The organism is Synechococcus elongatus PCC 6301, assembly GCF_000010065.1.
GTDB lineage: Bacteria > Cyanobacteriota > Cyanobacteriia > Synechococcales > Synechococcaceae > Synechococcus > Synechococcus elongatus.
In genome coordinates this window covers 1,835,611-1,849,381 of record NC_006576.1, presented here as the reverse complement: position 1 = coordinate 1,849,381, position 13,771 = coordinate 1,835,611, and the positions used below count along the sequence as shown (strand labels likewise).

The window sequence follows — 13,771 nt, the reverse complement described above, 5'->3', positions numbered from 1 at the left end:
CACCGTACGATCGAGAACTGAAGCCCGTTGTTGGAAATCACTGTGTCAGTTCGCGTTCGCATTGCTCCTAGCCCCACCGGCAACCTCCACATTGGCACGGCCCGCACTGCCGTCTTCAACTGGTTGTTTGCGCGGCGGCATCAGGGCCAGTTCATCCTGCGCATCGAAGATACAGACCTCGAGCGATCGCGATCGGAATACACCGACAACATCCTGACCGGCCTCCAGTGGCTGGGCTTGAACTGGGACGAAGGCCCGTTCTACCAAACCCAGCGGCTCGACCTCTACAAAGCCGCCGTGCAGCAATTGCTCGACAGTGGCAAAGCCTATCGCTGCTACTGCACCGAAGCCGAACTGGAAGCCCTGCGCGAGTCGCAACGCGCCCGCAATGAAGCCCCGCGCTACGACAACCGCCACCGCGACCTGACGCCGGAGCAAGAAGCCGCATTTCAAGCCGAAGGCCGCGAGGCGGTGATTCGCTTCCGCATTGATGACGATCGCGAAATCGCTTGGACAGACTTAGTGCGCGATCGCGTCGTCTGGAAAGGCAGTGACCTCGGGGGCGACATGGTGATTGCCCGCCGCAGTCCCGCTGGCACGATCGGTCAGCCGCTCTACAACCTCGCGGTCGTGGTCGATGACATCGACATGACGATCAGCCACGTCATTCGCGGCGAAGACCACATCGCTAACACCGCCAAGCAAATCCTGCTCTACGAAGCGCTGGGTGCTGCGGTGCCCGAGTTTGCGCACACGCCACTGATCCTCAACAAGGAAGGCCGCAAACTCTCGAAGCGTGATGGCGTCACCTCCATCTCCGACTTCCAAAACTTGGGCTATCTGCCCGAGGCGATCGCCAACTACATGACCCTGTTGGGCTGGTCGCCCGTGGAAGGCATGGATGAGCGCTTTAGTCTGGCGGAGGCAGCGACCGTCTTTGACTTCGATCGCGTCAACAAAGCCGGTGCCAAATTCGACTGGGACAAACTCAACTGGCTCAACAGTCAGGTGATCAAGGAGAAATCCGCGAGTGAGTTGGTGGCACTGCTGCAACCGTTCTGGAGCAAGGCCGGGGTCGATACAGCAGCCTATCCTGCGGCTTGGCTGGAAGAATTGGCGACTCTCTTGGGTCCCAGCCTCGTGACCTTGACGGATATCGTCGGCCAAAGCCAGCTCTTCTTCAGTCAGGGGATCGAACTGCAAGAAGATGCGATCGCCCAACTGGGTCAAGCAGGCAGTAAAGCAGTGCTCCAGCAAATCCTTGAGGCACTCCCCAGCGAAGCCCTGACCCTCGAAGTTGCGAAAGGGCTGATCGATCAAGCGGTCAAAGCCGCCGGTGTCAAAAAAGGCATCGGTATGCGATCGCTGCGGGCAGCCCTGATGGGTTCGATGCAGGGGCCCGATCTGCTTACGAGCTGGGTGTTGCTGCATCAGGCGGGGCAAGCTCAACCGCGTCTTCAGGCTGCGATCGCGGCGGCTCAGGGCTAGACGACCAATCGGCAGGCCAGTCCTGCCACTCAATCTCGTCCAGCGCTAACTGGCGATCGCGACTCAATCCCCAAAAGCGATCGCCGGTTTCCGCCACGGCGGGTAAAAGGGCGAGTTCCCAGCCTTCCCCCCGTTGGTGCAGCAAGGGCAAAATCCGATCAGCTTCCAGCGCCTGTTGCCACTGCTGCACGGCTTGGCGATCGCTCAGCTCAATTTGGAATAGTTCACAGCGCTGCTCCTGTAACCGTTGCTGCCAAAGGTCAGCACTGATCTGGGTGCTGTAGAGATGGGCGCGATCGTCGAGTGGGCAGAGATCCACCACGGTCAGCCCTGTCTGCTCCGCAGGAGTGGACTGATCGCGACCGAGTAGCAGCGTGATGCTCTCGCTCTCCCAGTCAGGTTCCTCTGGGACGGTAGCGATCGCTTGGTGAGGCTGCTTGTTTTGCTCCAACAAGATGGCGAGCAGTCGTAGCTCGAGGTCATCGCCAACCAGAACAATTTGCTCGGGTCGATCCAAAACACCGAGCTTTTTCGCCACGGTCTTGGCTGAAAGTCCTTGCAAGAAGACCGTCATCAAAATCGTTAAAAAGACCTGCGCCTTAATCGCTGCGCCACCGGCTAAGCCGCGATCGGTCAGTAGAATCGCAAACAGCGAGGCCACCGAAGCGGAAATAATCCCACGCGGCGCAATCCAGCTCAGAAACGCCTTTTGCGCCCAATTCAGATCGCTGCCCCAAGTGCAGAGGCCAATGCTGAGCGGGCGCACCAGCAACATCAGCGCCAACACAGTCAAAGGGCCGCCCCACCCCAAGGCAAATAGACTCGCGATCGAGAGATCCGCTGCCAGCAAGACAAACAGAATCGAGATCGCTAGGGTCGTTAGCTGTCCCTTGAAGGTCTTAATCGCCTCCAAGTCGGGAATCGCCACAGCCCGCAGCAACAAACCCGCAATCACCACCGCCAGCAATCCCGCCTCACTGACAACGGCTTGAGCTGCCCCAAAGATCGCCCAGAGTGCGGCTAAGACGACGAGGGTTCGTAATTCCTCGGAGAGAAAACGGACTTGGCGGAGGAACAGTGCCAGCAGTCCGCCACCCACACTGCCCGCGATCGCCCCAACGACGAGCCGCAGGATCAGTCCTTCCAGCACCAACCCCACATCCTGACTGCCGCTCAGGACAAAGTTGAGAACCACCACAGCCACGATCGCGCCGATCGGATCGATCAGGACGCCTTCGCCTTCTAGCAGGGTCGAGACCTTGGGGTCTGCTTGCACTTGCCGCAGCAGCGGTGTCGTCACCGTCGGGCCAGTCACAACGACGATCGCGCCGTAGAGGAAGGCCAGCGGCCAAGGAAACTCACTGAAGCGATGAGCTGCGATCGCACCGCCCAGAATCGTGATACCCGCGCCCAGCGTGATCAGATTGCGCAGGCTACCCGATACCTGTAGGAGGTTGCGCAGATCAAGGCTAAGTCCACCTTCAAACAGGATCAGCGCCACACTGAGGCTGACTAGGGTCTCTAGCCCTTCCCCCAACTGCTCAGGCTGCACCCAGTTCAAGCCATCGGGGCCGAGCAGCAAGCCAGTCAGCAACAGGAAGACAATTCCCGGCAACTTCGCCCAACTGGCCAAGACCTGCGCGGCAATACCCGCAGCCACGGTCACAATCAGCAGGAGGGTGGTGTCGAGTCCAGAATCCATGCAAACAGGGCAGACAGTGCTAACAGCCTAGCCCTGACGCGATCTCCTCAGCCTTAGAAGCGCTCAACGCTGGAGTTAAAGATCGGCTCTACCCGCATCGCCATGATGCTGCTGGGGCGCGCCACCATGTACTCGCCTTGGATGTTCTTGATCGGGATATTGATCAGTTCCTTGGACTCATGCTTCGGCAGAAAGTCGTTGCTATACCAGCGCTGAAACTCTTGCAGATTGTGGAAACGGATTTCTTCGCGGTGACCGCCTTCAAAGAGCAGGTGGATAGCGTACTCGTTCGGCGTTCTCGGCATACTTGGCGCTCTGAGAAAGTCTGCGTCAATAAAAGTATGGCCTGTGACGGGGCTTTGACAGGGGCTGCAGGCTGGAATTTACTGCGATCGCGGCTTGGCTCAGCAGCAGCTCGCTGTTAAAAGAGGTGCTGCCCTAGGGACAACACCTCGGTTTCTTATCGGTTAGGGCATTTATCTTGCATTGCCCCATTTCAATCGTGATCAACGATCTCAAACTTTTTGTCTATGGGAAACCTTTCTAAGATTTACTTAACATCCCGCGAGTCGGCAGAGGGCTGGGATGGAGTTTGGCCCCGAGTACCCGTGAAATCTGCACCTCAAGGTTGCGCCACCAATGACTCCGGGGCAGCGATGAGGGCAAGACCATCGGCTCCACCAGTACGGTAAACACCCCGAGGCGGTTGCCCGCCAAAACGTCGGTGAACAGGCGATCGCCCACGACGCCAACGCGTTCGAGATCCAGTCCCATTTCTTCTGCCGCCTGACGAATCTTGCGGCGAGAGGGCTTGCGAGCGGCCAGAAAGTAAGGCAAGTCCAAAGCGGCAGCGATCGCGCCAATCCGCGACTGACTCAGGTTGTTGCTGACTAACCAGAGCGAGAAGGACTGCTTCATTTCCGCAATCCAGTGCCGCAGCTCCTCAGAGATCTCGCGGCTCATCGTCGGTACCAGCGTTTCATCGACATCCAAGATCAACCCCTGCAGACCTGCGGCCAGCAGCGGCTCAGCCTGCAACTGCAAAATCGAACCGGGCACGACCAAGTCGGGCTGAAGGAGATGATCTCGGGTCATGGGTTAAGCCATCCGCTCATCGAGTTCGGCGGTTAGGCGTTCCTCGATCGCCTCAAACTCTTCCGGCGTCAGCAGCTTCGCTTCGCCATCAACTAGCCGTGCCACGACGTAGATCGGCTCAAGGGGCACGAAGAAGGAATACTCCTGCTCCTCGTGGTAGAAGCTGACTAAATGGATGAATTCTTCTTCCACTTCCTCGTCTTCTTCGAAGTCTGACTCTTCGTCTTCATCTTCGAGATCGGGAAGTTCACCTTCGACGGTGAGGGTGACTGCAGAGTTAATCAGCGTCAGGTTCTGCTCTTGCAAAACAGCGCTGGCCGTTGGCCAAACCGCCTCAACTTCTGATTCGTCTTCTACCAAACGAGGTGGCTCGTCCTCATCTTCGCCATCCCAAGCGAACAGGGAAACCGGCGTGTCAACTGGCATGAGCAAGGCGTACTCTTGCCCATCGATCGGCACGAGATGCTCTAGATCGCAGAGCAGCGTTCGGCCAGCGTCATCCTGAACTAAGAGCGTGGGGACGTCTTCCATGGGACTCAGTGTTGAGTGGAACCGAAGCGGCGGGGCTCCCGCTGCTCGTCCAACCATTGTTGCAGAATCAGCGCAGCTGCCTTGCGATCGATCGCGCCTTTATCACGAGAGGGCGATCGCCCTACAGCCTTGATCATCTCTTCGGCTTCAAAGGAGGTCAGCCGCTCATCGACGTACGTAATCGGCAGTTGCAGCGCCTTACTCAAACGGGTGGCAAAGCGTTGCGTCTGCTTGGCTTGCGAACCGAGGCTGCCATCCATCGAGTAGGGCAAACCAATCACCAGCAGTTCCACCTGCCGTTCTTTGGCGATCGCACTGATCGCGGCGACATCACTGGCAAAATCGCGCCGGACGATCGTGGTCAGTCCTTGCACAGTAATCCCGAGGCGATCGCAACCCGCCACCCCAATGCGGCGGCGACCCACATCGAGGCCCAAGGCAGCGTAGTAAGGCATCGGTTTTTACAGGACGGGCGGTAGATCCCAACCCGTGCTCAGCAGCGGTTCTGCATTGCGAGTCCGAATCGGAACGGGAGCGGTGCTGCCAATCCGACCGGGGGCAGGAGCACGTCCTGGCTGTAAGCCATTGAAGACATCGGCTAGCTGCAGGCCTTCTAGCGAGACGAAGCGCGTTTCCCGCAGCTTGTGCCAAACCGATCGCGCCATCAGTAAGCGTTGGCCTTGATGTTCCGCACCAATTTGTTTGAGGTATTCCTCCCGCTCCGGCTGGTAGTCCGCCGAGGAGAGGTGCAAGTCAGCAGCCGGACAGGAGGCCAACAGGCGGGCCATGTGGGCAATCAACTCGGGATAGAGCCAGGTGTAGGCCGGATGCACCGTCAAACGAGCCACGTGATTCTGGCTGCTGTCTTCGGCAATCTGCAGATGGAAATAGGCGATCGCGGCTTTGCGCTGCGGTTCAAACACATAGCCACTGCAACGATGGTGGCCATTCAGCCACTGCCAAAAGCCAATACTCCAGCGGCGCAGCAAACTAATCCGGAAGTCATCGACGTGGCGATCGAAGGTTTGCCGCAACAGCGGTGGCATCGATACCGTGTCGAGCTGGTAGAGCAGCCCCGCATCGACATTGCTGACGGGCAACAGATTGGGGAGATCCGGCTCACGCTGCGCCAAGGTTGCTAACTGCGCAGGCGACAAGCTCCAGTGGTTGAGCTGAGCGAGGGGCTGAAATCCGGTTTGGCGATAGAGAGCAATCAGCGATTGATCGCTGCTGTCAACCTCACCCACCCAAGTGCGGGCTTCCCACACCGTTTCGAGGCAGTGACGCAGTAGGCGAATGCCTACATCTTGGGCCAGAGTGAGCGACTGGCCCTCGCTGAGGCTTGGGAGGAGTGCCAAGACGCGATCGATCCGCCAAGTGCTGCGGCTGTGGTTAAACGGACTGATTTGAATCGCGCCGCAGGGTTTTTGGCCCGATTCCGCAACGGCGATCGCCGCCAGATGACGGGCCGGATTGGGGAAGGTGCTGAGAAGCTTGAGCCGCGGGAACCAGCGCTGCAGCGTATCCCAACTGATGCCACCACTGCAATCGCTCTGCCAGTAGGGTTCTAGCCAGGTTAGATCACGGTATTGGAGCGGCCGAATTTGCACTGATTCAGCGTTGTTGATCAGAGTTGACATCAGTGGTTTGACAGCGCGGCGTGACCTTGATCTTAGCTTGCGGATCCGGGGCGATCGCTAGCGAGGCCGCACCAACACAATCGGCGTTTGCTCATCGGCATTGCCAGCCGGATTGTCGCGCAAAGCGGATTCCAGAACAGCGGTTGGTAACCCAGCACTCGCCGCCAAAATCTTCACCGCTTTCAGGTCATTGACATCGACGATCGCTGTTTTCAGGCCAGTTTCTCGTTCAATTCGATCGACAACCGCTTGCGGATCTTGTGGTCCCAGCACCACAAATTGATCGTAGGGCGGCAAGCTGCCAGTCACATCATCAATCAGCCGCGCTTGTTCACCGGCAAGGATGTAGAAGCCGCCACGTTTGCCAACCAACCGCAGCAAGACGCCACCGAGGAACGCCCCGAACACCCGCCACGGTCCGACCGCATCGACCAGCGTTTGCAGTCCCACTGCCGTCGCCAAGCTGGATGTCGGTTGGAAGTAGTAGCAGACGTGGCGCGCCACCCAGCCGGGTTTGATATCGCGGGGATGACGGAAGCGCTCCTGCATAATCGCCAGCGGTGTTTCGCCGATCGCCAGCAGGTCGCCGGGCTGACTGTAGGGCAAGACGTAGCGTTTGACGACCTCAACTGGATCGTCCTGCGGCGTCAGCAGATGGGTTTTAATCGGCAGACGATCAGTTTGGGAGAGCGATCGCCAAGTTGGCGCGGTATCGAGTTCCAGTTCTTTCAGCGCCAAGACGATGTGTTTACGGCGCGGAATTCGCCCCTGGGGGCCATAGGTGACGTAGCGCAGTTGCAGCCAAGCCGATTCCAAGGCTGCGATCGCGTCTTCTGGCCCTTCAATGTCTAGTTCGACACGAATTGTGGTGCGTTTTTTGACGATGTAGGCAAACCAGTAGTCATTGGCACGGGCTGCCGCATCTTCGTGCTCCGGCACAACCCGCGTTTGCCAACGAATCCCTTCCAGACTTTGCTTGGACAGTAACTTCGCTTTGGCAACCAGCTCCGGCACCATAATTTCCAGCTTGCGAGTGCGGTTGATCAGCTCAATCCGGCCGGTCAACTGCAAGCGACCCGGACTGCGATCGGTCTGCCACTGACCGTTGGTGACTTCGAGTTTGTTGCCCTCACGCCGTTGGTACTGCACTTCGAGGCCAACCCCGATCGCGGCGATCGCGATTCCGACTCCAATCAGTCCTTCCAGCAGTGGCACGGCACCCTCTTGAACTTGCTGCGATGTCAAGGTCAATCTACGGCAGTTCGGGACGGGAAACCAACAAAAAAACTGGGGCTTTAACCCAAAGCCCCAGAAGATGACGAATTGCAGGACTCAACGTGGATGGCGCTATCGCTCGCAAGCTTCAGCAGCAACCGGCGCTGCGGCGAGGTGGCCCAGATCGACCTTGACGACTTTGTGCAACTCTTCGTCGCGTTTCGGTAGCGTCAGCACCAAGATGCCGTTTTGATAATCGGCTTGTGCTTCGGTGTTTTTGACCTGAGCGGGCAATGGAATCACCCGTTCAAAGGCGCCATAGCGGAACTCAGTGCGCAGCACACCTTCAGCTTCGCTCCGGTCTTCGCTGCGGCGTTCGCCTTTGAGAACAACGGCTTCAGCAGTGACTTGCAGGTCGAGATCCTTCGGATCAATCCCTGGCAACTCAACCCGAAGTTCGATCGCTGCATCCGTTTCCTTGACCTCAACCGCTGGTGCAAAACTCAACTCTTTCAGTTCTGCTTCGGTCCAAGGCCACGGCTGTAAGAAGCGGCTCATCTGCCGTTGGAGGGTGCCCAATTCACGATCAAATTCGTAGAGCGGACTGAATCGAACGAGTGCCATTTTGAGGTCTCCCTAACGGACTGCTCTCGACACACTCACTCTAGGGAGGCGATCGCTTGAGCATGGTTCGGTTTTAGGAACGAGATGAGGGGGGATTTCGCACCGAACGACCGTACCCAAACAACCGAAGCCGCTAGGCTGAACAAGGGTCTTTTTGCTAGTCAAATCATGAGTCAGGGGCAACAGAGCGATCGCCGTTTTCCAGCGGAATGGGAAGCGCAGGACGGTGTTTTGATTGCTTGGCCCCATGCGGACAGTGATTGGCGATCGCTGTTGGATCAGGTCGATCGCGTCTACCGTGACCTAGCGGAAGCAGTGACGCGCTTTGAGCAGTTGCTGATCGTGACGCCAGAGCCCGATCGCGTGGCAGAACAACTGGCGCAGACCACTGCGAATTGCGATCGCATTCAGATTGTTGAACTGCCCACCAATGACACTTGGAGCCGCGATTTTGGGCCGCTGACGGTGGAAACCCCAGCAGGGCTGCGACTGCTGGATTGGGGCTTCAATGGCTGGGGCCTAAAGTTTGCCGCCAACCACGACAACCAAGTGACACGGCGACTTTGGCAGCAAGGAATTTTTGGCACCACGCCGCTGGAAACTGTGCCGCTGATTTTTGAAGGGGGCAGTATCGAAAGTGATGGACGCGGCACCCTACTCACCACGAGTCAGTGTTTGCTGGAAGCGAATCGTAATCCGGGCTTGAGCCGCGAGGCGATCGCGCAGATCATCCAGCGACAACTGGGGGGCGATCGCCTGCTCTGGTTGGAGCATGGCCATTTGGAAGGCGATGACACGGACGCCCACATCGACACGCTGGTGCGGATCGCACCGAATGACACGCTGATTTACGTTGCCTGCGACGATCCCAGTGACAGTCATGCGGCAGAACTAACAGCCCTTGAAGCAGAACTCAAAGCCTTGCGCGCGGCGGACGGACAGCCCTACCACTTGATTCCCTTGCCTTGGCCGCAACCCTGCTTCGATGCGGATGGTCAGCGCTTGCCGACAACCTACGCCAATTACTTAGTCATCAATGGCGCAGTCTTAGTACCGACTTACAACGATCCGGCAGATGAGGCGGCGATCGCGGCAATCGCCGCTGCTTTCCCCGATCGCCTCGCGATCGGCATCAACTGTCGGCCACTCCTGGAGCAACATGGCTCACTGCATTGCATCACGATGCAACTGCCTGCTGGACTTCTCAGTCGCTAACGGCTTCAGCGCAAGCTTTATAACGGATTGCTGCTCGACCCGAGTGAGAGCGCGATCGCTTGATAGAGTGAGGGCGCATTTCAGCTGGATTTGTCTATGGATCGCCTGCGCGATGTCTTCAATGTCGCTCTCTTTGTTGTCTTGCTAGGCTTTGTCAGCTTCAGTGGCTATCGCCTGATCAGTGCGCTGCTCCTCAAAGCCCACGTTCTTTCCTAGCGATCGCTGCAGCTCTTTCTAGGACTAGAGGCAGAGCAGCCGAGTGACCGGTCTAAGATCGCTTCTAAATGACCTGAGCAGAGGAAAAAACGATGGCTGATCCACTCACTTCAGCAGTTAGCGATCGCATCTGTCGCCACATGAATGAAGACCATGCGGATGCGGTCTTGGTTTATGCCAAAGTCTATGGCGGCGCAACGGAAGCGACGGCGGCGACTCTGACGGGCATTACGCCAGCAGCCATGGTTTTGGATGTGGTGGAAGCCACGGGATCGCGATCGCTGCAAGTTAGCTTCGACCACGAGCTACAGGACTCCGAAGACGCGCACCAGACCTTGATTGCAATGCTGCGATCGGCGCGAGCCAGTAAAGCTTAGGTCCTGTTGCCCATCGGCGAATTTAGGGCATCCTCCCCGCAAGTCTGTAGGGGAGGCGATGTTTACTCCACTTCAACAATTTTGCGATCGCCTCTTGTTGCGATCGGCTTGTCGGCTCTGTCAGCGTCCTGCCACTGAAATCCTTTGTTTGGATTGCGGACGACAGTTGCAAGCCTGTGCCCAACCGCGTCAGTGGCAAAGCTACGGCGTCACCGTCTGGGCTTGGGGCGATTATGCGGGCTTGCTGCGGCGAGCATTGCAACAGGTCAAGTTCGATCGCGATCGCGAATTAGCGCAAGCCCTCGGTCAATGTCTAGCGGATAGCTTGATCGATTGGCCGCGATCGCCACAATTACAACTTGTACCGATTCCGATCGCCCGCGATCGCTACCAGCAGCGGGGCTTCAACCAGGGGGAGGTGATTGCCTCGGCGGTAGCCGCTGCTCAAGGCTGGCCCTGCAACCGGCGATCGTTGCGGCGTCTGCAAGCAACTCAAGCGCTGCACGGTCTCAGTGCAGAGGCCCGACGCCAGGAAGTAGCCGGCGTTTTTGACTGGCAAGCCAGCCGTCAGTCGGGCGAGATCTGGCTGGTTGACGATATTCTGACCACTGGCGCGACCTTGCGCGAAGCAACCCAGACGATTCGAGCCAATGGCGATCGCGTCCGAGGGTGGTTGCTCCTCTCACAAACTCCTGCGCTGGAGGGCTTGAACGCGGACAAGGGCTCTGCTACGATACTGAAGCTGAAAAAACAGCGACATCCCTGCCGGGATAGCTCAGTTGGTAGAGCAGAGGACTGAAAATCCTCGTGTCACCGGTTCAAGTCCGGTTCCTGGCACTTTTAAAAATTTCATAAACGTTTAGCCTCTAACTCTGGGTATCTCGTCTGCGCATCGCGTTGGCGCTCAAACTGCCAGTCGGGCAAGATCCCAAGCACCAGTTCTGCTGTGGTGAAGATACGGCAACCGTCCAGCAGATGACCGCCCCAGACCTAGCCCGTGGCATCCGCGATCGCGAGATGAAGGTGCAGTCCATCCAGACAGAAGGTGCCGCTCAGACTCAGAATTTCGTGAGGCTCTTGTCGCTGGAATTGGCGATCGCCGCCGGCCAGTCGCAGGCAAACCGCATCCAGACTGCCGACCGCACTAAGCAAGCAAGCCGCACTGGGTTGGTGTTCCTGTGTCCAATCCCACAGGGCTTGTTTGAGATCCTGACCCGGTCGCAAACGCAAAACGGCAATCTCCATTGCCTGACTTCTTGGGAACCGCCGTCATACTAGGAGATTGAGGATACGGAAAGCGACATGGCGTTCGAGGTAGCCGTCTTTGGGGGCGGCGTCATTGGCTTGGCGATCGCGCTAGAACTGCGATCGCGAGGCGCGATGGTGCAGGTCTACAGTCAAAACACTCAGGCGGCGGCAGGTCGTGTGGCAGCAGGGATGTTGGCGCCCCAGTCGGAAGGCATCGAAGTCGGGCCCATGCTGGATCTGGGGCTGCGCAGCCGATCGCTCTACGCCCGCTGGACCCAGCAACTCGAACAACTCAGCGGTCAAGACAGTGGCTACTGGCCCTGCGGCATTTTGGTGCCCCTGAGTGAGGCCAAAAATCGCGATCGCTATCCTCATCCAGCAGAATCTCCGGGGCAATGGCTCTCGGCAGCGGACTTACGAGACTTTCAGCCCGCACTATGCTCTGACCTAATCGGTGGCTGGTGGTTTTCCCAAGAAGGGCAAGTTGATAGTCGCCGTGCCCTGTATCCAGCGCTGCGAGCCGCCGCGATCGCCAGTGGCGTCACGATCCATGAAAGCGTGGCGCTGCGGGAGTTATCTGTAACAGGCGATCGCCTGCAATCCGCGATGACCGATCGCGGGCCAGTTCAAGCTGACGCCTACGTTCTGGCAACCGGCGCTTGGTCCGGCGACTGGCTACAACTGCCGGTCTATCCCGTTAAAGGCCAAATGTTCTCGCTGCAAGCTGACCCGCGTTTGCTGAACCACGTTTTGTTTGGTGAGCGGGTGTATATTGTGCCGCGCCGAGATGGTCTGATTGTGGTCGGTGCCACCATGGAAGCGACGGCGGGATTCAGGACTGGCAACACCGCTGGCCCCTTACAGAGCTTGATGGCCGAGGCGATCGCCCTCGTTCCGGCTCTGGCGGACTGTCCACTGGTTGAAACTTGGTGGGGATACCGTCCCGCGACACCAGATGAATGGCCGATCCTGGGGCAAGGCCCCGCTGAGAACTTATTCTTGGCGACCGGCCACTACCGCAACGGTATGCTGCTCGCCCCAATTACCGCTCAGCTACTCGCTGACCAAATTCTCGACCACTGCACGGATCAACTGCTTCATGCCTTCCGTTACGACCGCTTCTCCAGCCATGACTCCAGCACCCATCAACCCTTACCCGCTCTTGCAGGCTTGTCAGCGTCAACGGGTCAGTGATGGGGCGATCGCGCCAGTCCTTGCTGGCACTGAAAGCAGCGATCGCCTGCTGGTCTTGATTTGGCCGCAGTTGGGCGACTTCGACAGCTTGGAATATGCCCAGTGGTTGCAGCGAGAACAGGATCAGATCCAGCAACTTGGGCTGACGATTCGCGCAGTCGGCATTGGCGATCGTGACTCAGGCCAGCGCTTCTGCGAGTTCACCGGCTTTCCCGCCGATCAGCTCTTTGTTGATCCCACAGCTAGCTTGCATCAAGAACTAGAGCTCTATCCGGGACTACAACTGTCAATTCCTGGCTTTTCCCCCGCTGCCAAGGCTTGGCTGAATCTGCTGTTGATGTGTGCTGGCATTGGTAGCCCCGGCACGTTGGCGGAAGTGCTTCGGGGCTATCGCGGCGATCGCAGTGCACCCCAACTCATTGCCGCCGAAGAAACGGTACAGGCTGCACCGCTACCACCCATCAAAGGCAACTTTTTTAACCTTGCGGGCGGCTCTGGCTTCCAGCGACCGATGGAATTGGCAACGCTACGCCTCCGCAACATGGCGGAATCCCTCGGTCATTGGCGTACTTACGTCCCTGATACCAGCTACATGACCCAACGCGGCGGTACTTTCCTGTTCGATCGCGATCGCCAGTTAATTTACGAGCATCGCGATCACGGCATCCTTGGCTTTTCTGCCACCATGAATCGGCCGCTTAGTTTTTTGGACAACCTGCCAACCCCATCCACAGCGTCAGTGCCCTAGAAAATGACAAAAAACCCCTCAGGCCATTGCGTTAAGCAACCTGAGGGGCTGTGGGAATTGATGAGAGCAGCTATTCGCCGATGTAGGCATCCGCCCCAATTTCGACGAGCAATTCCGGCGAGATCAATTGGCTCACTTCCACGATCGCCATGGCGGGACGAATTTCCCCAAACACCTCGCCATGGGCTTTCCCGATTTCTTCCCAGCGTGAAATATCCGTGACGTAGAGCCGCGTCCGCACTACATCAGAGAGTTGGGCACCCGCCTCTGTCAGTGCTTGTGCGATCGTCTTTAGCGCTGCTTTGGTTTGCTCGTAGGGATCACCCAGACCAACAACGCCGTCCGGGGTGCTGGCCGTAGTGCCAGAGACATGGACGTAGGGTCCGACCTTGACGGCGCGGGAATAGCCCAGCACAGGCTCCCAGGCGGAACCGGAGGAAATATTTTGGCGGGTCATGATTTTACTCAAATTGATTTT

General features: G+C 58.0%; 16 protein-coding genes and 1 tRNA gene. 7 read left to right on the top strand and 10 right to left on the bottom strand.

Annotation, left to right across the window (positions count from 1 at the left end; genetic code table 11):
* Nucleotides 1-42 precede the first annotated feature (42 nt).
* The gene (gene gltX / locus SYC_RS09105) at nt 43-1,488 is read left to right on the top strand and encodes a glutamate--tRNA ligase (protein WP_011244022.1); all 1,446 of its coding nucleotides are present in this window, start codon (nt 43-45) and stop codon (nt 1,486-1,488) included.
* Here the strand turns inward: gltX and SYC_RS09100 are convergent.
* The 8 genes from SYC_RS09100 to SYC_RS09065 all read right to left on the bottom strand — a co-directional run bounded on the left by SYC_RS09100 (nt 1,409) and on the right by SYC_RS09065 (nt 8,295).
* Nucleotides 1,409-3,190 (bottom strand): cation:proton antiporter, encoded by a 1,782-nt coding sequence (locus tag SYC_RS09100; RefSeq protein WP_011244021.1) that lies wholly within the window; start codon nt 3,188-3,190, stop codon nt 1,409-1,411. The two genes, gltX and SYC_RS09100, sit on opposite strands and share 80 nt — an antisense overlap.
* Nucleotides 3,191-3,243: 53 nt before the next feature.
* Nucleotides 3,244-3,495, bottom strand: a complete 252-nt coding sequence (locus SYC_RS09095; protein WP_011244020.1) for a hypothetical protein — start codon at nt 3,493-3,495, stop codon at nt 3,244-3,246.
* Between the two features lie 238 nt (nt 3,496-3,733).
* Nucleotides 3,734-4,285: a YqeG family HAD IIIA-type phosphatase gene (locus tag SYC_RS09090; RefSeq protein ID WP_011244019.1), complete on the bottom strand. Its 552-nt coding sequence runs from the start codon at nt 4,283-4,285 to the stop codon at nt 3,734-3,736.
* Nucleotides 4,286-4,288: 3 nt separating this feature from the next.
* The gene (locus SYC_RS09085) at nt 4,289-4,816 is read right to left on the bottom strand and encodes a DUF3727 domain-containing protein (RefSeq protein WP_011244018.1); all 528 of its coding nucleotides are present in this window, start codon (nt 4,814-4,816) and stop codon (nt 4,289-4,291) included.
* 5 nt (nt 4,817-4,821) lie between these two features.
* Nucleotides 4,822-5,271 (bottom strand): Holliday junction resolvase RuvX, encoded by a 450-nt coding sequence (gene ruvX, locus SYC_RS09080; protein WP_011244017.1) that lies wholly within the window; start codon nt 5,269-5,271, stop codon nt 4,822-4,824.
* 6 nt (nt 5,272-5,277) lie between these two features.
* Nucleotides 5,278-6,456: a GNAT family N-acetyltransferase gene (locus tag SYC_RS09075; RefSeq protein WP_011244016.1), complete on the bottom strand. Its 1,179-nt coding sequence runs from the start codon at nt 6,454-6,456 to the stop codon at nt 5,278-5,280.
* A gap of 57 nt (nt 6,457-6,513) precedes the next feature.
* On the bottom strand, nt 6,514-7,701 hold the full coding sequence (locus SYC_RS09070) for a F420-0:Gamma-glutamyl ligase (RefSeq protein WP_234701762.1): 1,188 nt from the start codon (nt 7,699-7,701) through the stop codon (nt 6,514-6,516).
* A gap of 102 nt (nt 7,702-7,803) precedes the next feature.
* Nucleotides 7,804-8,295: an Hsp20/alpha crystallin family protein gene (locus tag SYC_RS09065; RefSeq protein WP_011244014.1), complete on the bottom strand. Its 492-nt coding sequence runs from the start codon at nt 8,293-8,295 to the stop codon at nt 7,804-7,806.
* 168 nt (nt 8,296-8,463) lie between these two features.
* Between SYC_RS09065 and SYC_RS09060 the strand changes: the two genes are divergently transcribed.
* The 4 genes from SYC_RS09060 (at nt 8,464) to SYC_RS09045 (ending at nt 10,940) form a co-directional block, all read left to right on the top strand.
* On the top strand, nt 8,464-9,510 hold the full coding sequence (locus SYC_RS09060; RefSeq protein WP_231621378.1) for an agmatine deiminase family protein: 1,047 nt from the start codon (nt 8,464-8,466) through the stop codon (nt 9,508-9,510).
* Nucleotides 9,511-9,818: 308 nt separating this feature from the next.
* On the top strand, nt 9,819-10,103 hold the full coding sequence (locus SYC_RS09055; protein WP_011244012.1) for a DUF2470 domain-containing protein: 285 nt from the start codon (nt 9,819-9,821) through the stop codon (nt 10,101-10,103).
* A gap of 58 nt (nt 10,104-10,161) precedes the next feature.
* Nucleotides 10,162-10,902 carry a ComF family protein gene (locus SYC_RS13620; RefSeq protein ID WP_011244011.1) on the top strand — a complete coding sequence of 247 codons (741 nt, stop codon included), beginning with the start codon at nt 10,162-10,164 and terminating at the stop codon, nt 10,900-10,902.
* Nucleotides 10,868-10,940 (top strand) — tRNA-Phe (locus SYC_RS09045). The genes SYC_RS13620 and SYC_RS09045 overlap by 35 nt, the downstream gene beginning before the upstream one ends.
* Nucleotides 10,941-11,093: 153 nt before the next feature.
* Here SYC_RS09045 and SYC_RS09040 read toward each other — a convergent pair.
* Nucleotides 11,094-11,348, bottom strand: a complete 255-nt coding sequence (locus tag SYC_RS09040) for a PPC domain-containing DNA-binding protein (RefSeq protein ID WP_011244010.1) — start codon at nt 11,346-11,348, stop codon at nt 11,094-11,096.
* Nucleotides 11,349-11,405: 57 nt separating this feature from the next.
* Here SYC_RS09040 and thiO point away from each other — a divergent pair, with 57 nt between their 5' ends.
* Together thiO and SYC_RS09030 are read left to right on the top strand one after the other, a co-directional pair.
* A complete protein-coding gene (gene thiO, locus SYC_RS09035; protein ID WP_011244009.1) occupies nt 11,406-12,545 on the top strand; it encodes a glycine oxidase ThiO in 1,140 nt (379 codons plus the stop codon).
* Complete coding sequence (locus tag SYC_RS09030) at nt 12,481-13,293, top strand: peroxiredoxin-like family protein (protein WP_011244008.1); 813 nt, start codon at nt 12,481-12,483, stop codon at nt 13,291-13,293. The genes thiO and SYC_RS09030 overlap by 65 nt, the downstream gene beginning before the upstream one ends.
* A 70-nt stretch (nt 13,294-13,363) precedes the next feature.
* On the opposite strand, the gene SYC_RS09025 is transcribed toward SYC_RS09030, so the two are convergent.
* Nucleotides 13,364-13,750, bottom strand: coding sequence for a RidA family protein (locus tag SYC_RS09025; protein ID WP_011244007.1), 387 nt, complete (start codon nt 13,748-13,750; stop codon nt 13,364-13,366).
* Nucleotides 13,751-13,771: the final 21 nt, after the last annotated feature.

Bases quoted from the DNA above. Each gene is read 5' to 3' on its own strand.
- thiO (WP_011244009.1), top strand. From the start codon at position 11,406: ATGGCGTTCGAGGTAGCCGTCTTTGGGGGCGGCGTCATTGGCTTGGCG.
- SYC_RS09065 (WP_011244014.1), bottom strand. From the start codon at position 8,295: ATGGCACTCGTTCGATTCAGTCCGCTCTACGAATTTGATCGTGAATTG.
- SYC_RS09100 (WP_011244021.1), bottom strand. From the start codon at position 3,190: ATGGATTCTGGACTCGACACCACCCTCCTGCTGATTGTGACCGTGGCT.
- SYC_RS09055 (WP_011244012.1), top strand. From the start codon at position 9,819: ATGGCTGATCCACTCACTTCAGCAGTTAGCGATCGCATCTGTCGCCAC.
- SYC_RS09095 (WP_011244020.1), bottom strand. From the start codon at position 3,495: ATGCCGAGAACGCCGAACGAGTACGCTATCCACCTGCTCTTTGAAGGC.
- SYC_RS09060 (WP_231621378.1), top strand. From the start codon at position 8,464: ATGAGTCAGGGGCAACAGAGCGATCGCCGTTTTCCAGCGGAATGGGAA.
- ruvX (WP_011244017.1), bottom strand. From the start codon at position 5,271: ATGCCTTACTACGCTGCCTTGGGCCTCGATGTGGGTCGCCGCCGCATT.
- SYC_RS09030 (WP_011244008.1), top strand. From the start codon at position 12,481: ATGACTCCAGCACCCATCAACCCTTACCCGCTCTTGCAGGCTTGTCAG.
- SYC_RS09040 (WP_011244010.1), bottom strand. From the start codon at position 11,348: ATGGAGATTGCCGTTTTGCGTTTGCGACCGGGTCAGGATCTCAAACAA.
- SYC_RS09090 (WP_011244019.1), bottom strand. From the start codon at position 4,285: ATGACCCGAGATCATCTCCTTCAGCCCGACTTGGTCGTGCCCGGTTCG.
- SYC_RS13620 (WP_011244011.1), top strand. From the start codon at position 10,162: ATGTTTACTCCACTTCAACAATTTTGCGATCGCCTCTTGTTGCGATCG.
- SYC_RS09025 (WP_011244007.1), bottom strand. From the start codon at position 13,750: ATGACCCGCCAAAATATTTCCTCCGGTTCCGCCTGGGAGCCTGTGCTG.
- SYC_RS09075 (WP_011244016.1), bottom strand. From the start codon at position 6,456: ATGTCAACTCTGATCAACAACGCTGAATCAGTGCAAATTCGGCCGCTC.
- SYC_RS09085 (WP_011244018.1), bottom strand. From the start codon at position 4,816: ATGGAAGACGTCCCCACGCTCTTAGTTCAGGATGACGCTGGCCGAACG.